Annotated in this window: 24 protein-coding genes; 10 read left to right on the top strand and 14 right to left on the bottom strand. The window is 52.8% G+C overall.

Going from position 1 to position 24,727, the window contains the following annotated elements; genetic code table 11:
* The first annotated feature begins 108 nt into the window (after window positions 1-108).
* The 4 genes from bhsA to ACQZQY_RS11865 all read left to right on the top strand — a co-directional run bounded on the left by bhsA (window position 109) and on the right by ACQZQY_RS11865 (window position 2,692).
* Entirely contained in the window at window positions 109-366 is a 258-nt protein-coding gene (gene bhsA, locus ACQZQY_RS11880; RefSeq protein WP_056779142.1) for a multiple stress resistance protein BhsA, read from the top strand.
* Between the two features lie 242 nt (window positions 367-608).
* Window positions 609-1,823: an MFS transporter gene (locus tag ACQZQY_RS11875; RefSeq protein ID WP_431297132.1), complete on the top strand. Its 1,215-nt coding sequence runs from the start codon at window positions 609-611 to the stop codon at window positions 1,821-1,823.
* 193 nt (window positions 1,824-2,016) lie between these two features.
* On the top strand, window positions 2,017-2,370 hold the full coding sequence (locus tag ACQZQY_RS11870; RefSeq protein ID WP_431297131.1) for a type II toxin-antitoxin system RelE/ParE family toxin: 354 nt from the start codon (window positions 2,017-2,019) through the stop codon (window positions 2,368-2,370).
* Window positions 2,354-2,692, top strand: a complete 339-nt coding sequence (locus ACQZQY_RS11865; protein WP_056778310.1) for a helix-turn-helix domain-containing protein — start codon at window positions 2,354-2,356, stop codon at window positions 2,690-2,692. The genes ACQZQY_RS11870 and ACQZQY_RS11865 overlap by 17 nt, the downstream gene beginning before the upstream one ends.
* A gap of 69 nt (window positions 2,693-2,761) precedes the next feature.
* Here the strand turns inward: ACQZQY_RS11865 and ddlA are convergent, their stop codons facing one another.
* The gene (gene ddlA, locus ACQZQY_RS11860; RefSeq protein WP_431297130.1) at window positions 2,762-3,859 is read right to left on the bottom strand and encodes a D-alanine--D-alanine ligase; all 1,098 of its coding nucleotides are present in this window, start codon (window positions 3,857-3,859) and stop codon (window positions 2,762-2,764) included.
* A 66-nt stretch (window positions 3,860-3,925) separates the two neighbouring features.
* On the bottom strand, window positions 3,926-4,255 hold the full coding sequence (locus tag ACQZQY_RS11855; protein ID WP_056778304.1) for a DHCW motif cupin fold protein: 330 nt from the start codon (window positions 4,253-4,255) through the stop codon (window positions 3,926-3,928).
* Window positions 4,256-4,615: 360 nt separating this feature from the next.
* On the opposite strand from ACQZQY_RS11855, the gene ACQZQY_RS11850 reads away from it, so the two are divergent.
* Both ACQZQY_RS11850 and ACQZQY_RS11845 read left to right on the top strand, forming a co-directional pair.
* On the top strand, window positions 4,616-5,995 hold the full coding sequence (locus ACQZQY_RS11850) for an NAD-dependent succinate-semialdehyde dehydrogenase (protein ID WP_431297129.1): 1,380 nt from the start codon (window positions 4,616-4,618) through the stop codon (window positions 5,993-5,995).
* Between the two features lie 221 nt (window positions 5,996-6,216).
* Window positions 6,217-7,338 carry a JmjC domain-containing protein gene (locus ACQZQY_RS11845; RefSeq protein ID WP_431297128.1) on the top strand — a complete coding sequence of 374 codons (1,122 nt, stop codon included), beginning with the start codon at window positions 6,217-6,219 and terminating at the stop codon, window positions 7,336-7,338.
* A 66-nt stretch (window positions 7,339-7,404) separates the two neighbouring features.
* Here the strand turns inward: ACQZQY_RS11845 and phnE (ACQZQY_RS11840) are convergent, their stop codons facing one another.
* The 4 genes from phnE (ACQZQY_RS11840) to phnC form a co-directional block, all read right to left on the bottom strand.
* A complete protein-coding gene (gene phnE / locus ACQZQY_RS11840; RefSeq protein ID WP_122095821.1) occupies window positions 7,405-8,328 on the bottom strand; it encodes a phosphonate ABC transporter, permease protein PhnE in 924 nt (307 codons plus the stop codon).
* Complete coding sequence (gene phnE, locus ACQZQY_RS11835; protein WP_056778289.1) at window positions 8,328-9,191, bottom strand: phosphonate ABC transporter, permease protein PhnE; 864 nt, start codon at window positions 9,189-9,191, stop codon at window positions 8,328-8,330. Before phnE (ACQZQY_RS11835) ends, phnE (ACQZQY_RS11840) begins: the two co-directional genes overlap by 1 nt.
* 65 nt (window positions 9,192-9,256) lie before the next feature.
* Window positions 9,257-10,138: a phosphonate ABC transporter substrate-binding protein gene (gene phnD / locus ACQZQY_RS11830; protein ID WP_431297185.1), complete on the bottom strand. Its 882-nt coding sequence runs from the start codon at window positions 10,136-10,138 to the stop codon at window positions 9,257-9,259.
* A gap of 117 nt (window positions 10,139-10,255) precedes the next feature.
* Window positions 10,256-11,092 (bottom strand): phosphonate ABC transporter ATP-binding protein, encoded by an 837-nt coding sequence (gene phnC / locus ACQZQY_RS11825; RefSeq protein ID WP_183846262.1) that lies wholly within the window; start codon window positions 11,090-11,092, stop codon window positions 10,256-10,258.
* A 162-nt stretch (window positions 11,093-11,254) separates the two neighbouring features.
* Between phnC and dld the strand changes: the two genes are divergently transcribed.
* Complete coding sequence (dld, locus tag ACQZQY_RS11820; protein WP_122096110.1) at window positions 11,255-12,946, top strand: D-lactate dehydrogenase; 1,692 nt, start codon at window positions 11,255-11,257, stop codon at window positions 12,944-12,946.
* Between the two features lie 75 nt (window positions 12,947-13,021).
* Here the strand turns inward: dld and ACQZQY_RS11815 are convergent, their stop codons facing one another.
* Window positions 13,022-13,612 carry a Yip1 family protein gene (locus ACQZQY_RS11815; RefSeq protein ID WP_056778278.1) on the bottom strand — a complete coding sequence of 197 codons (591 nt, stop codon included), beginning with the start codon at window positions 13,610-13,612 and terminating at the stop codon, window positions 13,022-13,024.
* A gap of 177 nt (window positions 13,613-13,789) precedes the next feature.
* Window positions 13,790-14,428 carry a hypothetical protein gene (locus ACQZQY_RS11810; protein ID WP_431297127.1) on the bottom strand — a complete coding sequence of 213 codons (639 nt, stop codon included), beginning with the start codon at window positions 14,426-14,428 and terminating at the stop codon, window positions 13,790-13,792.
* Window positions 14,429-14,894: 466 nt separating this feature from the next.
* Here ACQZQY_RS11810 and ACQZQY_RS11805 point away from each other — a divergent pair, with 466 nt between their 5' ends.
* A complete protein-coding gene (locus tag ACQZQY_RS11805) occupies window positions 14,895-15,527 on the top strand; it encodes an aspartate/glutamate racemase family protein (protein WP_431297126.1) in 633 nt (210 codons plus the stop codon).
* Window positions 15,528-15,836: 309 nt separating this feature from the next.
* On the opposite strand, the gene pbpG is transcribed toward ACQZQY_RS11805, so the two are convergent.
* The 5 genes from pbpG to ACQZQY_RS11780 form a co-directional block, all read right to left on the bottom strand.
* Window positions 15,837-16,775, bottom strand: coding sequence for a D-alanyl-D-alanine endopeptidase (gene pbpG, locus ACQZQY_RS11800; protein WP_056778269.1), 939 nt, complete (start codon window positions 16,773-16,775; stop codon window positions 15,837-15,839).
* 210 nt (window positions 16,776-16,985) lie between these two features.
* Entirely contained in the window at window positions 16,986-17,513 is a 528-nt protein-coding gene (locus tag ACQZQY_RS11795) for a hypothetical protein (protein WP_056778267.1), read from the bottom strand.
* Window positions 17,514-17,841: 328 nt separating this feature from the next.
* Window positions 17,842-18,276 carry a VOC family protein gene (locus ACQZQY_RS11790; protein ID WP_056778265.1) on the bottom strand — a complete coding sequence of 145 codons (435 nt, stop codon included), beginning with the start codon at window positions 18,274-18,276 and terminating at the stop codon, window positions 17,842-17,844.
* Window positions 18,277-18,327: 51 nt separating this feature from the next.
* On the bottom strand, window positions 18,328-19,257 hold the full coding sequence (dusC, locus tag ACQZQY_RS11785) for a tRNA dihydrouridine(16) synthase DusC (RefSeq protein ID WP_122095829.1): 930 nt from the start codon (window positions 19,255-19,257) through the stop codon (window positions 18,328-18,330).
* Window positions 19,258-19,315: 58 nt separating this feature from the next.
* On the bottom strand, window positions 19,316-20,761 hold the full coding sequence (locus tag ACQZQY_RS11780; RefSeq protein WP_431297125.1) for an MFS transporter: 1,446 nt from the start codon (window positions 20,759-20,761) through the stop codon (window positions 19,316-19,318).
* A 120-nt stretch (window positions 20,762-20,881) separates the two neighbouring features.
* Between ACQZQY_RS11780 and ACQZQY_RS11775 the strand changes: the two genes are divergently transcribed.
* Entirely contained in the window at window positions 20,882-21,532 is a 651-nt protein-coding gene (locus tag ACQZQY_RS11775; protein ID WP_431297124.1) for a helix-turn-helix transcriptional regulator, read from the top strand.
* A gap of 79 nt (window positions 21,533-21,611) precedes the next feature.
* Here ACQZQY_RS11775 and rhlE read toward each other — a convergent pair whose 3' ends face one another.
* Window positions 21,612-23,009, bottom strand: coding sequence for an ATP-dependent RNA helicase RhlE (gene rhlE, locus ACQZQY_RS11770; protein ID WP_056778248.1), 1,398 nt, complete (start codon window positions 23,007-23,009; stop codon window positions 21,612-21,614).
* Window positions 23,010-23,384: 375 nt separating this feature from the next.
* Here rhlE and ACQZQY_RS11765 point away from each other — a divergent pair, with 375 nt between their 5' ends.
* Window positions 23,385-24,590: a multidrug efflux MFS transporter gene (locus tag ACQZQY_RS11765; RefSeq protein ID WP_431297123.1), complete on the top strand. Its 1,206-nt coding sequence runs from the start codon at window positions 23,385-23,387 to the stop codon at window positions 24,588-24,590.
* Window positions 24,591-24,727 lie beyond the last annotated feature (137 nt).

Genomic DNA, 24,727 nt, shown 5'->3' with positions numbered 1-24,727 from the left:
CCATTAATAACTTAAATGCTAAATCGGACAGAAGACAGCTTTGCACAATAAATGAACGTTGGTGACAACGCCGGGCAAAGCTTAAAAAAACGAATTGAGGAAAATATTATGAAAAACATCACTATGACTCTCGCCGCTCTCGCACTGGCTACCGCTTCATTCTCAACGCTGGCAGCCACTGAAGTTCAGTCTGCACCAGCAGATCAGCAAGCAATCGGTGTTGTCAGCGCAACAGCAGGCAACAGCCTGACCAGCCTGCAGAACAAACTGAGTGCTAAAGCCAGCGAAGCCGGTGCAAGCTCTTACCGCATCATCGGTGCGTCAGGCGACAATCATCTGTACGGTACAGCTGAGCTGTACAAATAAGTCTGATGGTATAAGCAGGCAGTAAGCAGAAGAGGCGGCGTTTGCCGCCTTTTTCGTGCCTGCGATCCGACAAATCACTTCACACGCTTTCATCCCCTTCTTTTTGTGCTACATTTTTGTCTTACGTTTCCATTCAGGTTCTTCATTCCAATGTAACGAATTCTCATCGCTGACAGTTTTTATATCCCTGTTGCCTCCAGGCAATACGGGGGTTTCTGTTATTTCAGATGAGAATCTCATTCATGAATTCGTTATTGCATGCGCTGATACGCGCATTACGCAGCCACCGCTGGCTGCGTCTGCTGGGTTGTGCCTTTATTTTATCCTCGCTCGGAAATGGTCTGACGCAGGTGGTGGTTTTTGGTCAGCTGCTGCGCTGGCAGGCTTCGCCCGCAACACTGACACTCGCGTATATGCTCGCAACGCTGCCCGGTTTTTTCGGCAGTGTCTGGGGTGAAAGACTTTGCCGGAAAATGTCACCGCTGCGCATTCTGATCCTGTGTGAATTACTCGGTATGCTGGCCCTGATAATGCCACTGTATGGTGTGCTCACGCATAATATCCCGGCACTGCTGGCCGTTCAGTCTGCGGAGGCTTTATTTAGCGGCATGAGTTATCCGGCGCTGACGCTGTTGTTCAAACGCGGACTTAGTACCGAAGAACTGCCGGCGGCTACGGCGCTTGAAACACTGATTTTTTCGGCGCAGGTGTTGCTTGGCACAGGATTGGGCATTTTACTGTTTGATCTGTTTTCACCGCTTAGCCTGCTGGCCCTGGATGCGCTGAGTTTTGCAACCTCTGCGGCTCTGCTGGCCGGATCATTAGCCCTCTTCAAAACGTGTTCCCCCACTGCTGCCCCGCCAGAAACGGATGCGAAACCGCCATTACACTGGAAAACGTTTACGCCTTTGCAAAAAAGAAGCGTCTTGCTGCTACCGGCACTCGCGGCGGTGGGTTCTCCGGCGATGGCATTGTTACCGGCTCTGGCGCAACAAATGAAACCGCAGGATACGGCCAGTCTGGCGCTGCCGTTGTTGTTTGCGCGCAGTCTGGGGCAACTTTGCGGCCCGCTGCTGCTCAATGCAGATAAACTGCGGCATTACGGCGCCAGCAATTTGCGGCTTTTGTTATGTCTGACGCTGTTTCTGGGCGGATATTTTCTGTTACCGCACTTTGCCTTATGGCCGCTTGCCGCACTGGCGCTCATCTTCATTGCACATCTGGCCTCGAACGTGGTGTTTGCATTGGGGACGTTCGGCGTACTGAGACATTTTCAGGACGCTGATGTTGCGCGGGCCAGCGCCCTCGCCTGGCGCGGACAGGTGTTCATTGCCGCTATCGCTACCGGCATTGCCGGATATCTGGCAGAAAATGCCGGTGCCGCGACAGCGCTTTATAGCGTTTCACTCACCAGTCTGGCCGGTGTCGCCCTTCTGCTCTGGCGCTACCGGGCGTAATTAGCATCACAAAACACAAAAGGCAGAGATCTCTCCCTGCCTTTTTTCATTTTTAGATCGGCATAACCCCATTTGTTACGGCGCATCGCGCAAAAAACATCTCCGCTTTCTCCCTTACCGCCCCTGCCGTCATATAAAGGTGTTGGCGTGAGGGATGTTTAGGTATAAAATTTTATACACAAGGAAAGTGGCGGTGATTAAAAATATCGACTGGCGAGGAAGTTCACTCAAAGATTTACGCGATTTCCCTACCGACGTAAAAAAACGGGCGGGTTATGAACTTGAACAGATCCAACATGGGCTACCACCGACACAATGGAAGTCCATCAATGACTGGGGATCAGGTGTGGTTGAAATCAAACTTGATACCTTTGCCGGTGCATTTCGGGTTGTTTATATCGCAAAATTTGAAGATGCCATTTACATCCTTCACTGTTTTGCCAAAAAGACTCAGCAAACCAGCCTGACGGATATTGCCATCATAAAAACACGATACGCTGAGATAGTCCGGGAACGTCAAAGGAGAGAAAATGAAAGAAAAGATTGATATCGCTTCACGCCATATCACCCCGGCGGACGGCAACGTTTTTGCTGATTTAGGCTTCAGCGAAGAAGAAGCGCAACGTTTACATGCGGATTCGCAAGCTAAAATTGCGCAGACCATTGCGCTGAAAGAACAACTGATGACTGAGATTGGCAGCTGGATAACGATGCAAAATCTACGTCAGAGCGATGCCGCTAAAGTGCTCCAGGTTTCCCGCCCGCGTGTGTCCGACGTGGTGAACAAAAAAACTGATAAATTTACGCTGGATGCCCTGATTCTGATGCTGAGTCTGGCCGGAAAACAGGTGAAATTGGTGGTTGAATAATGAGCATCATAAAACACAAAAGGCAGAGATCTCTCCCTGCCTTTTTCGTACTCCCGTAAAACCCGCCGGTCAGTTAGCCGAGCTTTTCAGCTGGTTGTCCTGCTGATGTTGCTCCAGCGCCAGTTCGATCAGGCGGGTGATCAGGTCAGTGTAACCTAAACCACTGGCTGCCCAGAGTTTCGGGTACATGCTGATATTGGTGAAGCCCGGCAAGGTATTGATCTCGTTTATCACCACACCACCCTGCTCTGTCAGGAAGACATCGACCCGCGCCATGCCGCGACATTCCAGTACCTGAAATGCCTGTAATGCGATTGCACGAATGCGGTCGTGTGTTTCCGGTGGTAAATCCGCGGGCACAGCGATGGATGCGCCGGACTCATTGATATATTTGGTATCGTAAGAGTAGAAGTCGTCATGCAGGATCACTTCGCCGCACACGCTGGCCTGCGGGTGATCGTTGCCTAATACCGCGCATTCAATTTCGCGACCTTTGATTGCCGACTCCACCAATACTTTATGGTCGAAGCTGAACGCGTCATCCAGAGCACGAAGGTAACCGGCCTCATCGCTGATTTTACTCACACCGACCGATGAACCCTGATTCGCCGGTTTGATAAATAACGGCAAACCGAGTTGCTGCGAAACAATGGCAAAGGTGTTTTTCTGACGATTCGCGCGGGTCAGACAAACGAATGGCGCGACGGAAAGCCCGGCATCGCGCAGCAAACGTTTGGTCACGTCTTTGTCCATGCTGACCGCCGACCCTAAAACGCCGGAGCCGACAAACGCGATATTCGCCATGCGCAGTAAACCCTGCAAAGAGCCGTCTTCCCCCAGCGTGCCGTGGACAATCGGGAAGATCACATCCACCTGCGACAACGCACTGGCGCTGTGGGTTTCGATTAACTGATTTTCGGTCTGACCGGGGATCAGCGCGACCTGATTATTCGAGCGGTTAAGGGCAATCAGCGAGGGGTTTTCAGCGTTGATCAGGTAGTTGCTGGCATCATTAATATGCCATTCGCCTTTCTTATCAATACCCAATAACGTCACATCAAAACGTTGTTTATCAATGGCATCGACTATGTTTTTCGCCGACTGCAATGACACTTCATGTTCTGCCGATTTACCACCAAAAATGATGCCTACCCGTAATTTACTCACCTGCTGCTCCTTGCTGCCAGCGTGAGGGCTGGCAGCGAATTTTTCTGTTAACGTTTTGGCTTAAAACTAGTCAACCACAAATAATTTCGCGCCAACCGGCGTCGATGAACGATGCGCCTCGGCATTGTCCGCCACCTGATAACTCATCCCCGGAGAAAGCGTAAACGTGCGGCCATCCTCCAGGCGCGTGTGTAATTCACCTTCCAGACAAAACAGAACGTGGCCCTTGCTGCACCAGTGATCCGCTTCATAACCGGCGGAATATTCCACGATGCGAACGCGTATATCGCCAAATTTCTGGGTGCGCCACAGCGCCATCCCCACATCGCCCGGATGCTGAGTCGGCGTGACCTCGCGCCAGTCGGTGGTGCAAAACGGAATCGCATCAAGCTTCATGAATTTCTCAGTGTCGGAAAACAAGGAAAGCCAGCATAAAAGTGAGCGCTTCATTTATCAATCGCTTGCTAAAACAAAACCACTGGGGAAAAAACCGGCTTTGGAAGAAAAGTTACGTAAAGACGATTAATCTCAGAGACAGCCCGCAGCCCTCGCGGGCTGTGGCCTGTAAGCAGACAGCCAAAATACGGTGAAAAGACTGTGTTGCCGGAGGTGTCTGTGCGACAGACTTCACGTTTTATCGACTATGCTTATTGTTCGAATGAGACAGCGGAAACATAACGCAGAAAGGCGTACGCACCTCAATTCCAACGCGCGGCTGATTTTTAAAGCGGCGCGCCACAAAACAAGGAGCACCACATGCCATATCAAACGATAAATCCGTTCAACAACAAACTCATCAAAGAATACCAGACGCACAACGATAAGCAGGTCGAGGAAACGCTGGCCACCGCGCATGCGTTGTACAAATCCGACTGGGCACAGGGCGATATCCAGCAACGTGTGAAAGTCCTGCATAAACTGTCGGAAATCATGTCGTCGCGCGTCGATGAACTGGCCAAAATTGTCAGCGTCGAGATGGGCAAGCTTATTGAGCAAAGCCGTGGCGAAGTGCAAATTTGCGCAGATATTGCGAAATTCTATGCCGAAAAAGCGGAAGAATTCCTCAAACCTGTGCCTTATAAGTCAGACCTGGGTGAAGCCTGGGTAGAGCACCATCCTATCGGCGTGATCATGGCCGTCGAACCGTGGAACTTCCCGTTCTACCAGCTGATGCGAGTTCTGGCACCGAATCTGGCTTCCGGTAACTGCGTGATTGTGAAACACGCCAGCATTGTGCCGCACTGTGCGGAAACCTTTGAAAAGCTGGTGACCGAAGCCGGTGCGCCAAAAGGTGCTTATACCAACCTGTTTATTTCGCAGGATCAGGTCGCGTCAATCATTGACGATGACCGCGTTCAGGGTGTGGCGCTGACCGGTTCGGAAAAAGCCGGTGCCGTGGTTGCAGCCCGTGCTGCCGGTAAGCTGAAAAAATCCACGCTGGAGCTCGGCGGGAACGACGTGTTTGCCGTGCTCGACGATGCGGATATCGATAAAGCGGCTAAAGCCGGTGCGCAGGCACGTATCTCCAACGCAGGTCAGGTGTGTACCGCGGCCAAACGTTTCATCATTCATGAAAAAGTCGCCGATGAATTCCTGAAAAAATTCACCGATCACTTTAAAGCGCTGAAGATGGGCGATCCGCTGGATAAATCCACCACGCTGGGCCCGTTGTCCTCTGCCGATGCGGTGAAAACGCTGAGCAAGCAGGTGGATGACGCCGTAAAACACGGGGCGAAACTGCACTTTGGCGGTAAAAAGGTGACAGACAATCCGGGTAACTTCTTTGAGCCAACGATTCTGACGCACATTACCCGCGACAATCCGGCATATTTTGAAGAGTTCTTTGGCCCGGTCGCCCAGGTGTATGTGGTGAAAAATGATGAGGAACTGGTGAAACTTGCCAATGACTCGCACTACGGCCTCGGCGGTTCGGTCTTCACCAAAGACATGGACCGTGCCCGTAAGCTGGCAAGCCAGATTGAAACCGGCATGGTATATGTCAATTCACCGACAGACACCGCCGCTGAACTGCCATTTGGTGGGGTTAAGCGCTCAGGTTTTGGTCGCGAGCTGTCAGATCTGGGGATCAAAGAATTTGTGAACCAGAAACTGGTCGTGCTGGCTGCGAAATCGTAACTATTTCAACCAGAGTTCTGTACCCAAAATAATTCAGGCGGCAGGAAGGCCGCAAGCGAAGGAAACCCGATGAGCTGACTTATGCCAGTGATTCGGGTGACTGAATGTCGCCAACGCCCCTGCGGTTTGAATTATGACGGGTAGCCTTGACCCACGACAAAGCGGTATTGCATACAGCCTCTCTATAATCGGGGCTGTTTGTCTTCCCACTGGTGAATCAAATGGCGTATGAACTCAATCTCGACTGGCCAGAGTTTTTAGAAAAATACTGGCAAAAACAACCTGTTATTATCAAAAAAGCGTTCACAAACTTTGTCGATCCGATCACTCCGGATGAGTTAGCCGGCCTTGCGATGGAACCTGAGGTGGACAGCCGCCTGGTCAGCCATAAGAACGGGCAATGGCAGGCGAGCAACGGGCCTTTCGAACATTTCGATAATTTGGGTGAAACCGGCTGGTCGTTGCTGGCGCAGGCGGTTAACCACTGGCACGCGCCTTCTGCCGAACTGGTTCGTCCTTTCCGCGTACTGCCTGACTGGCGTCTCGACGATCTGATGATCTCCTATTCCGTGCCGGGCGGCGGTGTCGGCCCGCATATCGATCAATATGACGTATTTATCATTCAGGGCATGGGCAGCCGCCGCTGGCGTGTGGGGGATGCTTTGCCGATGCGCCAGTTTTGCCCGCATCCGGCGTTATTACACGTCGATCATTTCACGCCAATCATTGATGAAGATCTGGAACCTGGCGACATTCTGTATATTCCGCCAGGCTTCCCGCATGACGGTTTCACCCATGAAACGGCGCTGAATTATTCCGTCGGTTTTCGTGGCCCGAACACCCGTGATTTCATCAGCAGCTTTGCGGATTATGCGCTGGAAAACGATCTGGGTGGCAACCACTACAGCGACCCGGATCTGACACTGCGCGAGCATGTGGGCAAAGTTGAAGAGTACGAACTGGATCGTGTGCGCAATATGATGCACGAGCTTATCAATGAGCCGGAATCCTTTAAACAGTGGTTCGGACGCTTCGCCACCACGCCACGCCATGAACTGGACATCGCTCCCGCTGAACCGCCGTTTGAAGCTCACGAAATTGTCGATGCCCTGACGCAGGGCGACAGCCTGACCCGTCTCAGCGGCCTGCGCGTGCTGAATGTGGGCGGGCGTTTCTTCGTGAACAGCGAAGCGCTGGAAACCGATAACGTGAAGGCGGCCGATGCGTTGTGCCGTTACACCTGCATCAGTAAAAATGAGCTGGGGAACGCGGTACAGGATCCGGAGTTTATCGCTGTACTCACCGATCTGGTGAATCAGGGTTACTGGTTTTTTGACGAGTAAAAACTGACGCGGTTGAAACGAAAAAGGCGGCATCCAACAGGGACGCCGCCTTTTTTATTACGCGTTTTATGGCCGGTAAAGCTCGACCGGCGTTTTCGATCTCCGCACTTCAGGCTCAAACAGCGCTATCTCTTCACCCTGAATATATTTCGCCCGAAGCATCGCGGAAATCTTGTCCATTATCATGACGATAGCCACCAGAATAAGCGTGATAAACATCACCACATCCCAGTTCCACAGCCGCATATTTTCCGCATACACCAGGCCAATCCCCCCTGCCCCGACAAAGCCGAGCACCGCGGCAGAACGGGTGTTGGATTCAATCTGATACAGCGACAGTGCAAGGAAGGTCGGGAACGACTGGGTAAAGATACCAAAGCGGTGGGTTTGAAGCGGTGAAGCGCCCAGCGCCCGCAGGCCACGGCTTGGCGAACGTTCCACGGCTTCATGCCCTTCGGCGAATAATTTGCCCAGTAACCCTAAATCCTGCATCACTATCGCCAGCACGCCTGCCAGCGGCCCCATGCCAACGGCGCGAACGAAAATCAGCCCCCAGATCGCCATATCCAGCCCGCGCAGCACGTCAAGAAGCCGGCGAACGATCAGCGAAACAGGTCTGAGCAAGGGAGTGTTCATCACGTTTCGCGCAGCCAGAAATGACAACGGCAATGCCAGGAAAGAGGCGGTGATCGTGCCGGCAAAGACTATCGCCAGCGTGATGCCAATTTGCGAAAAATAGTACATAAACGGCCATTCGGAGACGTTGTGCCAGACGAACATGCGCAGGAAATAGCGCCCGACTTCACGGCTGCCGCGCACCACTTCGCTCCACGGAATGCCGAAGTAACTGAAAAAGTAGACGTAATACAGCGTAATCACCACGGCCAGTATCGCGAGGTAGCGCAGATAGCGGCGCTGCGCAGCAAACAAATGTCCGTGCTGTTGTTTCAGGCTGCTGACAACATGAGGTTCAAGCGCATCGGTTAACATCAGAAAGTGCCCTCCACAACGCGTTTGCGCAGTTTTCCTGAGAGATAATCCATTATCGATACCACCAAGATAATCAGCAGTAAGGTCATGCTGACCTGATCATAACGGTCGAGTTTGATTGAGGTCATCAGCTCCTGCCCGATGCCACCGGCACCGACCAGCCCGAGAATGGTGGACTGACGGAAGTTGATCTCAAGGCGCATAAAACTGTAAGACAGGAAAATCGGTTTCACCTGCGGCCACATGGCGAAACGCATGCGCTGCAGTCGCCCTGCGCCGCAGGCACGCAGGCCACGCACCGGTTTATCCGAGGCGGTTTCAATGGATTCGTAAAACAATTTGGTCAGGCTGCCAACGGTATGTAATGTCAGCGCGATAAAACCGGGGATAGCCCCCACGCCAAAGGCCATGACGCACATCACCGCCCAGGCCAGTTCCGGCATGGTGCGTAAGAAAGCGACAAATGTGCGGATACTGAATTTTATCCATTTTGGCGAATCGGTATTATTGGCGGCAAGAAATGCCAGAATAATGGCCAGCGCGGTGGATAAAATCGTCGACGAAAGTGCCAGCTGAATAGTTTCCCAGATCAGCGGCAACTGAATATTAAGCCGGTAGCCCCAGTAAGCAAAAGATCCTTCAGTATGGCCATCAGCAAATAACAACGGCCAGTGCAATACCGGCACCGTTTCACCGATATAATCAAAAAAACTCGGCGCGGAAACAATAATGGTTTTCAGATTTAGTTCGGAAACATTGCCTGACCAAAGATATAAAACCAGCATCAATCCTGACCAGATCAGCGCTTCACGCTTTTGTTTCCCGCGCACCTGCTGATAATAACGATTGAAATCTTTATTCAAAATAATATTTCCGGTTTACAGATAATAATAATTCCTCCCCCTGAAAAGGAGGAGGAAACTACGGATTAACGACCGCCTTTAGTCAGCTCGCGCTTCATATCGATAATCTGCTGATATTCCGCCAGCGACGTTTCACCGATGTGTTGTTTACCGCCGACGGCTTTCACGAAGCAGGCGTGGTCTTCTTTATCCAGTTTCTTGATGGCAGAAACCAGTTTGGCTTTAAATGCCGGTGGCAAATCGCTGCGCACTAAAATCGGGCCGTTAGGGATCAGCGGAGATTCCCAGATGATACGGATTTTCTTCATCAGGTCCGGATGGTCCATACGGATCATTCGGTTGAATGCCCCTGAGGTATAACCGGTTTCACGGTCGCCAATCATTGAAGCCCAGGTCACCGCGCCTTCGAACTGGCCGTTCAGCACGCCAAGAATGTCCTGCTCATGGCCGCCGGAGAAGGTAACGCTGGAGAAGAAGTTGTTGTATTTATTATCCGTTGTGCCGCCAAACTCTTTCTTGAACGCCTGATTCGGGATCAGGTAACCGGAGGTGGAATCCGGATCAGCAAAGCCAAAGGATTTACCTTTCAGATCAGAAATTTTCTGGTACGGGCTGTCGGCCTTGACCACAACAACCGAGTGATAGCCGCGGGATTTGTCAGTATCGTCGATCACAATACCCACCAGATCCACTGCTTTCGGGTTATTAATATAAACCGACGCGAAAGACGACGGAGACATACTTAATACCATGTCGACTTTCTTGCCTAATAAACCCTGAATAACACCTGAGTAATCGGAGGAATTACGCAGTTTAGTATCCACATTTAATTCTTTATCGAAGAAATCTTTGACGCACTGATTATCCCCGATTTGCTGAGTCGCATTCTGCCCGCCCAAAATACCTAAGTTCAGTTCTTTAGGCGCATCTTCTGCCATGCTGTGCATTGCGGTAAAGGAACCTGCAACAAAGACTGCCAGACGTAATAACTTCTTCATGTAATGGTAACCTTGTGTAGATTGAGAGAAAGTAGAAATAAAGCGTGCCAAAATTGAGTCTTATAATTAAACCGCTACGGCTTCATGTTCCTCACCGTATAACTGATGCAGGATCCCGTCAGTTAACTGATCAGGATGACCATCAAATATAATTTGCCCTTTCGCAATGCCAATAACACGGGTGCAATAATCTTTCACCAGTTCGACCGAATGCAAATTCACCATCACTGCGATATTTTCTTCGCTGACTTTTTTCAGTGCATTCATGATGCGCAGGGTATTTTTTGGATCGAGAGAAGCAACGGGTTCATCGGCCAGCAAAATTTTGGGGTTTTGCATCAGTGCGCGACATATCGCCACCCGCTGCATCTGCCCGCCGGAAAGATTTTCGGCGCGTTGTAACGCATGCGGCAACATGTGCAGCCATTCCAGCAGGGAAATCGCCCGGGCGCGGTCTTCGTCGTTAAACTGGTTAAAGAATGATTTGAACGTTGAGGTATGGCTCAGACGCCCGAGCAACACGTTAGTCAGTACATCCAGACGCGGTACCAGGCAAAAATCCTGAAAGATCATGCCACAACCGGAACGCCAGCGGCGCAACGCTTTGCCGGTCAGCCCGGCAAGCTCCTGCTGTTCACCATTTTCGTAATGACACACCACGCTGCCGTCGGTTAACGGAATGGTGCCATTGAGCACGTGCAGCAGCGTAGATTTCCCTGCACCGGAGCGGCCAATCACCGCGACAAACTCACCGGCGTGCAGATCAAAATTAATGTCATCAAGAACCCGCTGGCCGGATTTGTAGGATTTCACCAGACCTTTGACGTCGAGTACTTTGTTCAGATGCTGTGTCCCGGCCTGAGGATATTCAGCCTGTGCCAGCTTAAGTTGTGCTTGCGCCATGATGCTGTCTCTCGGTTGCTTTCATTATCTGGCGTTCATTAAGCGCGAGTTTTATGACACATCAATGACGATTTAATGGACAGCGCATGACAAAAAGGTGCGGGAATAAGTCTATGATTGTAGGGGTGCCAAATGCGCATCACGTCAAAAAAGGAAGATGAAATGGATAATCAGACACTCATCGCCGCATTGAAAGAGATTGCCGGCATCCGCCATGTTCTGACCGGTGACAGCAACACCGAGCGCTACCGTAAAGGGTTTCGCTCCGGCGGAGGCAAAGCGCTGGCGGTCGTATTCCCGCAGACATTGCTGCAACAGTGGCAACTGCTGAAAGTGTGCATCGCGGCCGATAAAATCGTCATCATGCAGGCTGCCAATACCGGCCTGACCGAAGGCTCGACGCCCAGCGGGGACGATTACGACCGCGACATAGTGATTTTCAGTACGCTGAAGCTGGATAAGATCCAGTTGCTCGACGGCGGCCATCAGGTGATAGGCTTTCCCGGCAGCACACTGTATAAGCTGGAGAAAATGCTCAAGCCATACAACCGGGAACCTCACTCGGTGATCGGATCATCCTGCATTGGTGCCTCCGTTGTCGGCGGGATCTGCAATAACTCCGGCGGCTCGCTGGTCAAACGCGGCCCGGCCTATACCGAAATGGCACTCTACGCACAGATAGATGAACAGGGAGAGCTGAAGCTGATTAATCATCTGGGCATCAACCTCGGTGATACACCCGAGGAGATCCTGACGCGTCTGGAAAAAGCGGAATATCTTGAAACCGATATCCTGCACGATAAGCGGCTGGCGTCCGATAACGAATACGCCTCACGCGTTCGTGAAGTGGATGCTGATACGCCGTCACGCTTTAACGCCGACCAGCGCCGGTTGTTTGAGGCCTCAGGTTGCGCCGGAAAGCTGGCGGTATTTGCGGTACGCCTCGACACTTTCCCGGCAGAAACCCAGCAGCAGGTGTTTTACATCGGCACCAATGACACCGCCGTCCTCACTGAACTGCGCCGTCAAATCCTGCGAGACTTCACTCATCTGCCTGTTGCGGGCGAATACATGCATCGTGACATTTTCGATATCACCGAAGTCTATGGCAAAGACACCTTCATGATGATCGACAAACTTGGCACCGATAAAATGCCGGATATGTTTACCGCCAAAGGTAAATTCGATGCCCACGCCAGCAAAGTGCCTTTTCTGCCGAAAAACTTCAGCGACCGCGTCATGCAATGCCTGAGCAAAGCCCTGCCCAATCATCTGCCTCCACGGATGAAACAATACCGCGATCGTTTTGAACATCATCTGCTGCTGAAAATGTCAGGTCAGGGCATTGATGAGGCCAGAAACTTCCTCACCCGATTCTTCAGTGACGGTCAGGGCGATTTCTTTATTTGTTCTGCCGATGAAGGTAAAAAAGCTTTCCTGCATCGCTTCGCCGCAGCGGGTGCCGCGGTGCGTTATCACGCAGTGCATGAAAAAGAGGTGGAGGACATTCTGGCACTGGACATCGCGCTGCGACGCAATGACCGTGAATGGTTTGAAACCCTGCCGGAGGATATCGATAACCAGCTGGTGGCAAAACTGTATTACGGCCATTTCATGTGCCACGTTTTCCATCAGGATTACATCGTCAAAAAAGGCGCGAACAGCAAGGCGCTGAAACACAGGATGCTTGAGCTTCTCGACGCCAAAGGCGCGGAGTACCCGGCCGAGCATAACGTCGGGCATCTGTATATGGCGAAACCGCACCTGAAAGCCTTCTACCAACAGGCCGATCCCACCAACAGCTTCAATCCGGGAATAGGAAAAACCAGTAAGTTGAAAAACTGGCAGGAATAACAAATCCGGGTACCTGGATTATGCGGGGTTAGTTTGTTGCTCCCTCCCCTTCGCAGTGAGAGGGAGCAGTGCAGATCAAAATAGCTGAGTTCCGTAACCCCACATTATCACCGTCAGCGCGAGCAGCAGCTCAAGAACCAGAACACCCATTGCCAGAGTTGAACTGGAGAACAGGAAGCCTTCGCGGCGGTCGATATTCAGGAAGTTAGGAATACCGAGATACAGCAGATATCCGCTGTAGCACAAACCAATAATACCGACGAACAGGCACAGCCAGACCATTGGATATAACGCGACGATCCCGCTGAGGAACATCGGTGTGGCAACGTAACCGGCAAACACGATGCAGTTGTTGAGTGTCGGACGACTGTCATAGCGACGCGCCATCCAGTAAATAATTCGCCCCATCAGGGCGACAGCACCGAGCATCAGAACATAAAAAATAACGGCGATGTAGGACGCAGTGAACATGGAAACCAGCAGTTTCTGCCCGTCACCGAAATTCCAGCCAAGCTGCGTGGTTCCGATAAAGGAACAGACAACCGGAATAAGCGCCATCAGAAGAACATGATGAGAATACACATGTGAAACGGTTTCCCGTTCACGCTGGATTTGTTGCAGTTCGGGACCTGGATGGGACAACAGTCCCCAGACATGATTTACCATGAAACACCCCCTTGTACGCCGAAAGCCGCCAGCGGCGTGCGGTGATAAACCTTCGGGAATGCCCGTTACACTGAGGCACAAGGAAGGTGGCGACCTGTCTAAATTATAGCCGTTATTGTTGATTTTGCAGAGGCGGCCAATTCTGCATAAAGGATCATTGGCCGCCTCGGGTCGCCATTAATGAATAAAGCGTGCCGCGCTAAAGGTCAAGCCAACCAGCACCAGCATCATGCTGATAATCCATCGGGTCTGTTGAATCATGAGATCATAAAACATGCCCTGCATCCCACTCAGGGAAGCTTCAATTTTCACAAAGCGTTCGTCTACCTTTTCAAACCGTTGATCGATTTTGTCAAAACGATCATCTACACGCTCAAACTGCTTATCCACCTTTTCAAATTGCTTATTCACTTGTTCAAACTGGTTATCAATCCGGACCAGATGATCGTCAATCCTCAGCAGGTGTCCGTCGATGCGGGCGACGCTCTGCTCGGTTCTCCCGAGACGCACACCCATATCTGTCACGGTTTCAGTGAGCGTGACCATCTGGTGTTCCAGCTTGCCGACACGGAGGTGGGTATCCGTGACCACGTCGGTCAGTTGACTGAGCTGCTGTTCCACCTTCCCCACACGCAAATTCAGTCCGGCAAGTTCCTCACCGGTTTTAATTCCCTGCTTTTCAATACTGTTGATCTGATTTTGCAAAAGCTTTTCCATCAGCGATTTCTCCTTGGGTGCTACCGGCCAGGTTGGTGCGCCTGGGAAATAGAGCGTCGGGTTGACGGGCGATATATCCATTGTGCTGAGCTGATACATAGTTGGTTATCCCTCACATGCGTTTCCCTGTTCAGATATCCTTAATCTGCAACCAGTGTGCACTGTATAAATAACCACCTCAAATCAATTTATTGCTCGTTTAACACACCGATTTTAATGTATCTATGTTTGAGGTCGTTGCATTGAGCAAAGCAATAACTCCAGATAAATTAGTGTGTTACGCGTGGCGGTAACGGTGGTGAGTTACACGAAAACAAACTTAACCGCTATAACCGACTTCGCAGCATATCCGCCCTGCATCTCCATCCCGTCGGAAGTTACTGTTGACCCCGTTTATGCCCGAGGGAAAGACGGAGTGCTGAATAAAATAATGTATTTTTATCAATGCGTTATGATTATTATGGGCAGCCATAACACCCGGTAACGCGTTTTAACCGGCGCCAGCTACTCCCCATTCCCCCCACAAACCGTTAACGTAAAGGCTGAATCTCTCAAGGAGGCCGCTATGCGCATCACCTGCTTACACACCGCCGACAGTAATATTGCCGTTTTCGATAACGCTGCCCGCCAGCTTGGGCTTGATCATCATGAAATAACTCATCTCTCCCGGCCAGATTTACTGGCTGCGGCGGAAAACACCGGCGGGATGACGGCGGATTTGCAACATCAAACTGCACAACTCCTGCGCAGCCTTGCCACTAATGCAGACCGTGTGCTGCTGACCTGCTCAACGCTCGGGGCTGCGGCAACGCTGGCAAACGAAAGCAGCCCGGCACCGGTTTTTCGCGTGGATCAGGCGCTGGCGGAGCAGGCGATGAAAACGCCGGGAAACGTGGTGGTGCTTTGCGCGGTGGAAACCACCCTGGACACCACCCGGCGGCTGTTTGAACAGGCAGAAAGGCATCCGCTGGCGGTGCTGGAGGTCCGGCTGGTACCGGGAGCATGGGAGAAATTTAAGCAGGGAAATCTGGCGGGCTATCTGCAAACGATTGCCGCTGCCGCCGACACCGCTTACCGGCAAGGCGCCGACTGCGTGGCGCTGGCTCAGGCTTCGATGACCGGTGCGGCAGAACTGACACAGATCGGGACGCCGCTCACCGCACCGGTTTGTGGCCTGCGGGCCACCGTGTCTCAGTAACAGGCAACAAAAAGGCGAAAATCGAAAGAGTGGCTATACTCAAGGTGAAATATCATTGGCTTAGCACATCAGGCCGGTGAAGACTAAGAGTAGATTAAGGAAAAAATATGAAAATTATTCTGTGGATTATCGCCATTATCTTTATCGTCGGCTTACTGACCCTGACAGGGGTATTTAAACTGATCTTCTGATCGGCACGTCTGAACGTTTCTGCGCACAAAAGAAAAAGTCCGGCCATTGCGCCGGACTTTTTTCATCTGATTTCTGCTCATCAACGCGCTTATGCGTGGCAGCAGGCTGACGCAAAAATCAGTCCTGAGCCTCTTCCACGCTCGGCTGCGACTTCTGCTGATCTTTCTGTTTACGGTAGTTTTTCGCAATCTGCGGAACAGGCACCGTTTTACCGGTTTCCATCCAGGTGCGCAGACGGTTGGCATCGGCGAAGGCGGTAAATTTCCCGAAGGCATCCATTACCACCAGTGTCACCGGTTTGCCATTGATGGTGGTGCGCATCGCCAGACAGTGCCCGGCGTCATCGGTATAACCTGTCTTGGTCAGCTGAATGCTCCAGGACGGGTTCATGATCAGATGGTTAGTATTCCGGAAAGGCAGCGCATAAGAAGGATGGCTGAACACGGCTGTTTTTTCAGAGGTCGTGCTCAGTTCGCCAATCAGCGGATAACGTTGCGAAGCCAGCAACAAACGGGTCAGATCGCGCGCGGTGGAGACGTTGCGCGGCGATAAACCGGTCGGTTCGGCGTAACGGGTATGCGTCATGCCCAGTGATTTGGCTTTGGCATTCATTGCTTTAATAAAGGCGCTGTAACCGCCCGGATAGTGCGCCGCGAGACTGGCGGCCGCGCGGTTTTCTGAAGACATCAGCGCCAGCTGAATCATCTGACGGCGGGTAATTTCACTGTTGAGTTTCACGCGGGAGAAGACGCCGCGCATTTCAGGGGTATTGCTGATATCAATATTGATGACTTCGTCGAGCGGAAGTTTCGCATCCAGCGTCACCATGGCGGTCATCAGTTTGGTCAGGGAGGCAATCGGCCTCACCTCATCCGGATTTCGCGAGTAAATCACTTCGTGACTTTTAAGATCAACCACCATGGCACTGCCTGAAGCAATTTGAACCATCGGGGCGACGGCCTGCTCATGCTTTGCAGCGAGCGCGGCTGGGGCAGACAACATGCCTGTATTTAAGGCGAATAAGCTCAGAACCAGAAGACGGATTTTCACATGCATTGCTCTGTATTTAAGAAAGTTGTCATAAAATCATGTCGAAACAGCCGCCGAATTATAAGTTAGGCGAATAGTCTTAGCACTCGCAATTTGCAAATCTATTTGTCACAAAGTCTGTCACCCCTCCCCGCAAACCGTGGATTGGCGAGTAAGTGAACACTCGCCACAGAAGTCACAGACGTACGGGCTGAACGGTGCGGAAGGGAAAATCAGTTACAGAAGGGGATAGACCAATTTTTGCAGGCGCGGGATATTCGTCAGCTGGTTTTTTGCGTCAATGACATTCACTTCGGGTACGTATATCGCCGCAATAAAATCAATGTTAATTCCCCCCTGACTGACAGGATGGTCAATAAACGTAGGATGAACAGCCACCGTCTGATTTAACCCATACAACACAGGGAAATTCTGACCGGTTAACCCCATTGATGAATAATTACCTGCGCTTTCCAAGTAATTCTGCAAGTAGTTCATACTCACGCCTTTAGAAATGGGCTGGTTCTTATAAATATTCTCGACAGAATAGCCTCTTTCTCCTGACGTCAGTGAATGGTGGGCAAACCAGCCGGTGCCATCGATCTCTTCCATGCTCAGCAAAGCCCGGAAGCGCACCAGGCCGGCGAAGCTCCCGCTGTGGGATCCATGAACATAGCAGACGCCATGAGATAACATTTTCAGATACTGCGGCTGCTCATGCGTTTTAATAATTTTTAGCGGGGATATTTTTAATGGTCTTTTCACAAGTCACTCCTTTTTTATTATCAGTCCTTCGTCTGTCGCATGCTTAATAACTCAATATTTATATATAGATGATCTATTTAAATTCACCATCTGAATTTAAAACCTTGATTCACCAGAAAAGAATACCATTCGAGTTTATAAATAATAACCCTTGGATATGATAAATAATTTCGCCTTTAAAAAAGTCACTGCGCAAAATTAATATATTGATTATATTTATAAACAATGCATTGGATATTCATCACTGAACGAATTACGCAGCCTGTTAATCCGGCTGCGTAATTCGCTATCCTGTTCGTTTATTTCAATGATTAACCTGGAGAGGTCATTACAAGGTCGGTTTAGATTCAATCAGATAACCGATTTCCTGCCCGTAAGAGAGTTCAAGCGTATTGCCATCGGGGTCATCGAGAAATGCCCAGTAGCCGACCGGTGCACCGGAATCCGTTGGCTCCTGACGCAGAACGCCCGCAGCGCGTGCCTCGGCCAGTCTGGCATCCATCGCTTCTCTGGAAGCACAGGCGACGCCGAGGTGACCGAACGGGCCGAGTCGTGTGTCGGTGTTTTCAGGGTCTTCGGCCAGCACGATGGCAAAATGGCGGGTCATGTCGCTGAGCCATGCCACGGGTCTGGCATCCGTGCCCCGCTCGCCGCGCCGGTGGATGACTTTCATGTCGGCAAACTGTTGGTAGAACCTGATGCTGGCATCAAGATCTTTCACTGCAAAAGCAATGTGACTCAAACCGATATCGTTGTTTTCCATGATACTTCTCCCTGTTTAAGCGTTGCCGCGCGGAGAAGTCATGGAGTGACACTACCGGTTAATGCGTTCGGCAATGTCCTTCGACGTCTTCAGCACGCGCACTTCAGTAAATAACTCCGAGGCTTCGTCGTACTCTTTTCGCAAATATCCCAGCCACTGTTTGATGCGCGCCACGTGATACAACCCGGTATCGCCCTGCTTTTCAAGACGGGTATATTTTTGCAACAGCGTCATCACATCCGGCCACGGCATACGCGGTTCGTTGTATTTCACCATCCGGCTGAGGTTGGGAAGATTCAGCGCGCCGCGCCCCAGCATCACCGCATCGCAACCAGTGGTTTGCATACAGGCCTGAGCGCTGGCGTAATCCCAGATTTCGCCGTTAGCGATAACAGGAATACTCAGACGCTGACGAATTTCGCCGATCGCCTGCCAGTTGATACGCTCCGCTTTATAGCCGTCTTCTTTGGTGCGCCCGTGCACGGCCAGTTCGGTCGCGCCCGCCTGTTGCACCGCATCGGCGATTTCGAAGCTGCGGTCCAGAGAATCCCAACCCAGCCGCACTTTCACGGTGACCGGCAGGTGCGCGGGAACCGCTGCGCGCATGGCTTTCGCGCCCTGATAAATCAGCTCCGGATCTTTGAGCAAGGTCGCCCCGCCGCCGCTGCCGTTGACCATTTTCGACGGACAACCGCAGTTGAGATCGACGCCGTATGACCCAAGTTCGACGGCGCGCGCGGCATTTTCTGCCAGCCATTCAGGATATTGGCCGAGCAGCTGCACGCGAACCCGTGTACCGGAAGGCGTGCGGCTGTCGTGATGTAATTCGGGGCACAGACGATGGAAGACTTTGGCGGGCAGCAGTTGATCGACCACACGCACAAACTCAGTGATGCACAAATCGTAGTCGTTCACTTCGGTGAGAAGTTCACGAACCAGGGGATCAAGTACACCTTCCATCGGAGCCAGTAATACGCGCATTGCAGTTCAACCCTTAAAAATGACGCGCAAGAGTAACGCAAGGCCCGTCTTCCGGCAATTACCCCTGTGATAAATCGCGGTCAAGTTGCGTCTGCGTGGCACTCTGCACCTGCCGCGCCTTCACCGAACGCCAGGCAATCCACACGGCCAGCAAAGCGGGAACAGCGAACAGCAGGAACATCCAGAACGCGGCGCTGGACGCACCCGCATCGCCCTGATTCACTCCGGCAAAGTTCGCCACGGTGCCCGCCAGTGCGGCACCCAGCGCGGCGGCGAACGACTGCACCACGGTTATCGATGCACCGGCTTTTTCGCGATCCTCTTCAGGAGCCTGTTGCAGCACGCGGGTCAGCAGATGCGGCCAGCCCAGACCGATCCCGAATCCGGCCAGCGTCAGGCCAAGCACCACACCGCTGATGTTCAGCCACGGCATCCCGAAAGCCACCGGCACCGTGAACAGCAATAACAGCAAACCGGCGGCCAGAATCAGCGGCCCCGAGATAATGGCGTTATCGGCGCGACGCCCCGTCCAGCCTGAGCTGGCCACTTCACTGAGCGTCCAGCCCGCGGCGGCGGCGGCAGTAATGTACCCGGCGGCCAGCGGCGTCTGGCCGTGCAGATGTTGCAGCAAATAAGGCACGAAGAGTTCACAGCCAAGACCGATAATCAGTAACGTCATCACCAGATATAAACCGTACAGCGGCGATGAAGTACGCAGCGCATCACGCGGTAACAACCGGACATCGGCGGTAAATTCCCGGTGACGCAGAATCAGCATCATCAGGACCGCAACCCCGAATCCGAGAAGATTCACCAGGCCGTGCGTGGACAAACTGCCGGCAGACACCACCAGCACCGCGCCCGTCAGCAGCGCCAGTTGCATCAGCGGCAGCGGTTCTTGCGGTTGTTTCACCCGCTGAGATCTTGGTAAAAGCCGCCAGACCCAGAAACCGAACAACGATGTCAGCGGCAGCAGCAAACCAAACGCCCAGCGCCAGGCGTGCAGCTCCGCAAAAATCCCGCCAATCGCCGGGCCCACCAGCGTGGCAATCCCCCACATCGCGGAAATCAGCGCCATCGCGCGCGGCCAGAGGGATTCCTTAAACAGGAGATTGATCATCGCGTAGGAAAGCGCGAACAGGAATCCGCCTCCGAGCCCCTGTAACGCCCGTCCCAGCAGCAGCACCGGCATGCTCGGCGCCACCGTACAAATGGCCGCTCCGGCGATAAAAATCGCGGTGGCGGTGAGATAGCTGCCGCGTGGCCCGGCGGTGCGCATCAGCCGGGCAGATAGCGCAGAGCCGAGGATCGAACACACCACATACAGCGTGGTATTCCACGCATACCACGCCAGCCCGCCGATATCCTGCACGACGGACGGTAAAATCGTGATCACGATGTAACTGTTGGTGGCGTAAAGCGCGACTCCGGCGCTCAGGGTAATGGCACTGCCCCGGTTTTCCGCGCTGAATAAATCCGACCATCCGCTCTGACTTTCCGACATTTCTCTGCATCCCTTTGGTTTGTGCTGTCCACGCATTGAAGCATGTTGTGGTTATGGTATGATTAAAACAAGAAATTACTTGGAATATGTTTTACGTAATCTAGAACCCGGCGAGGTAATATGTCAAGCAGTGACTTGGAAAATAACAATCTGGTCAGGCACAGCGTGGCTGAACGCATCCTGACGTTGCTCAAAACCCGCGGGAAATTACAGGCCAGCGACGCCGGTCATCTGTTAGGCACCAGCGGCGAAGCGGCGAGGCAGCAGTTTGTCAAACTGGCGAAAGAAGGTCTGGTGGAAGCCAAATCTGTCTCGCAGGGCGTCGGACGTCCGGCACAGTTCTGGCAACTTACCGCACAGGGACATGCACATTTCCCCGATGCACACGCCGATCTGACTGTACAACTGTTACAGCTTATCCGCACTTCTTTGGGTGATTCTGCGCTGGATCAGTTGATCACCTCGCGGGAAAACCTGACGCAGGATAATTACCAGCTGGCGATGAACGGGGCGAATTCACTGGAGGAAAGACTGCAAAGGCTGACGGAGATCCGCACCCGTGAAGGGTATATGGCAGACTGGACGCTGCAGGATGACGGCAGTTATCTGTTTGTCGAAAACCACTGTCCGATTTGTGCCGCGGCCGCGACCTGTCAGGGATTCTGCCGGGCCGAACGTGACGTATTCAGCAACGTGCTTTGCGCCAGCGTCGAACGCACCGAGCATATTTTGCAGGGTGCACGCCGTTGTGCGTATGTGATCACCCCCTGACGGCACGCGCTTAACGAAAAACAGGCAAAAAAAAACCGCCTTCATGGAAGGCGGTTTAGCATCGGACTGTCGGGGAGCGTTACTTGTTGCCGCTGCCCGCAGGACCGCTGCGACGCTGGCCTGCATGTGCAGGACGCGCACGGGCCGGACGGTTTTCACCGGAGCCACGGTTTTCAGAAGTACCGCTGCGCGCGCTGCTGCCGCCCGGACGCGGAGCGCCAGAACGTGGAGCACCGGAGCGCGGTGCGCCCGGACGCTGGCCCTGACGTGGTGCGCCACGACCGCCGCCGCCGCCACTGCCCTGACGACCATTGATGATCGGCTCGGCTTTGATGCTTGGGTCTGGTTCATAACCTGGCAGTGCGACACGCGGAATTTCACGCTTGAGCAGACGCTCGATGTCACGCAGCAGTTTATGTTCGTCCACGCACACCAGAGAAACCGCTTCACCGGTGGCTTCTGCACGGCCTGTACGGCCGATACGGTGAACGTAATCTTCCGGGACGTTTGGCAGTTCATAGTTCACGACGTGCGGCAGCATATCGATATCCAGGCCACGTGCCGCGATATCCGTCGCAACCAGTACGCGTACTGAGCCGGCTTTGAAATCGGCCAGTGCGCGGGTACGGGCGCCCTGACTTTTGTTGCCGTGAATCGCCGCGGCAGTGATGCCGTCTTTATTCAGCTGTTCGGCCAGATGGTTAGCACCGTGTTTAGTACGGTTGAACACCAGCACCTGTTTCCAGTCGCCTTCGCCGATCATCTGTGACAGCAGTTCTCTTTTGCGTTTCTTATCAACAAAGTGAACCGTTTGATCAATTTGCTCTGACGCAGTATTACGGCGTGCCACTTCGACAGAGGCCGGGTTGGTCAGCAATTTGCTCGCCAGCCCTTTGATCTCATCAGAGAAAGTGGCGGAGAACAGCAGGTTCTGACGCTTGGCAGGCAGTTTGGCCAGCACGCGACGGATGTCGTGAATGAAGCCCATGTCCAGCATGCGGTCGGCTTCATCGAGCACCAGAATTTCAACCTGAGATAAATCAACAGCACGCTGATGTTCCAGATCCAGTAAACGGCCCGGCGTTGCGATCAGCACATCCACACCACCGCGCAGTTTCAGCATCTGCGGGTTGATGCTCACACCACCAAATACCACCATCGAACGCAAGGTCAGGTATTTGCTGTAAGCCTGAACGTTTTCACCGATCTGCGCCGCGAGTTCACGGGTCGGGGTCAGGATCAGCGCACGAACCGGGCGACGTCCTTTGAATTGCGCATTGGTATGGCTCAGCATATTCAGCAGCGGCAGAGTAAAACCAGCGGTTTTACCGGTACCGGTCTGCGCGCTGGCCATCAGGTCACGACCCTGCAACACAACAGGAATAGCCTGACGCTGGATAGGCGTAGGTTCGCGATAGCCCTGTTCTTCAACAGCACGCAAAATTTCGGCACTTAAGCCGAGGGAATCAAATGACATATAAGGAAAAGCTCCAGTCCACTCTAACCCGAACGGGGTTCGGTGCAGTTTCAAGAGTGGATGATCAGACGAGGCAAATGAGGCATTACCACGAGGATTCGGCACAAACTGCAGTGCGCCAGTTGGGGCGATAATAGCACAGAACGCCGCTTCGCGTGAAATAATCTCCTTTTGGCTGTAACCAGTGATGTCAGTCACAGACGCAGGTGAAATTATGTGACCGGATTTTCTACCGATATATCCAGAAACTTTGATACAGGATAATCAATTATTCACCTTATCAATACGTTCCCACTTTTTGAACTCCGCAGTGGGGATTAGCTTGCTATGCTGCTGAGAGTTCCCTTTCTCTGCTTAAGGCCGCACTGCAGCACCATGGAAACCTGGAAAATAAATTTAATCTCCGTCTGGCTGGGGTGTTTTTTCACCGGCATGGCGATGAGTCAAATCCTGCCTTTTTTACCGCTTTATATCGAACAGCTGGGCGTCACTTCTCACGAATCTCTGAGTTTATGGTCGGGTCTGGTCTTTAGCGGAACCTTTCTGGTTTCGGCGATTGTCGCGCCGTTATGGGGCAGCCTTGCCGACCGCAAAGGCCGCAAGCTGATGCTGCTGCGTGCGGCGCTCGGCATGGCTATCGTGATGATGTTGCAAGGTTTCGCCACCAACGTCTGGCAGTTGTTCATCCTGCGCACGCTGATGGGGCTGACGTCCGGCTACATTCCCAACGCCATGGCGCTGGTCGCCTCGCAGGTGCCACGCGATAAAAGTGGCTGGGCGCTGGGAACACTGTCAACCGGTCAGGTTTCCGGGGTGATCATCGGCCCGTTGCTGGGCGGTTTTATGGCGGACCATCTCGGTTTGCGCACGGTGTTTTTCGTCACCAGCGGCATGCTGTTTATCAGTTTTCTGATCACGCTGTTTTTGATTAAAGAGCGCGTGGTGCCGGTCACCAAAGCCAACCGGCTCAGCGGCAAAGCCGTCTTCACCACGCTGCCCTATCCGTGGCTGATTGTCAGCCTGTTCGTGACCACCATGATGATCCAGTTAGCCAACGGATCCATCAGCCCGATCCTCACCCTGTTTATCCGCGAACTGTCCTCAGACACCAGTAATATCGCCTTTATCAGCGGCGTGATTGCCGCCGTGCCGGGCGTTTCCGCCCTGATGACCGCACCTAAGCTCGGCAAGCTCGGCGACCGCATCGGCGCGCACCGTATTCTGATCGCCGCCCTGGTCTTCTGTTTCATTCTGTTTTGTCTGATGGCGCTGATTAATACGCCGACTCAGCTGGGCATACTGCGTTTCATGCTGGGTTTTGGCGATGGCGCACTGATGCCCGCCGTGCAGGCGTTGCTGGTGAAATACAGCAGCGATCAGGTGACCGGCCGGATATTCGGTTACAACCAGTCGTTCATGTACCTCGGCAATGTCATAGGCCCGCTGATTGGTTCGAGCGCCTCGGCGCTGCTCGGATTCCGCTGGGTGTTTATCGTCACAGCGATTCTGGTGCTGTTTAATACGGTTCAGGTGTGGTGGAGTTTTCGGCAGGTACCGACGGGGCGGATCAGAATACCGTAACCGGGGTATCCGGGGCGGGTTGGGTCATTGGGAAAGGGGGAACTTGTTGGTTTAAAATTTTCACCTTTCTAAAAGTGTTCAAAGCCGCCCATGCCACGGCCATCGGCATAAAAAAAGGGACACTTCTCAGTGTCCCT

Source organism: Rahnella sp. PAMC25559 (genome assembly GCF_050632365.1).
Classification (GTDB): Bacteria; Pseudomonadota; Gammaproteobacteria; order Enterobacterales; family Enterobacteriaceae; genus Rahnella; species Rahnella rivi.
This window is presented reverse-complemented; position numbering and strand designations above follow the sequence as displayed.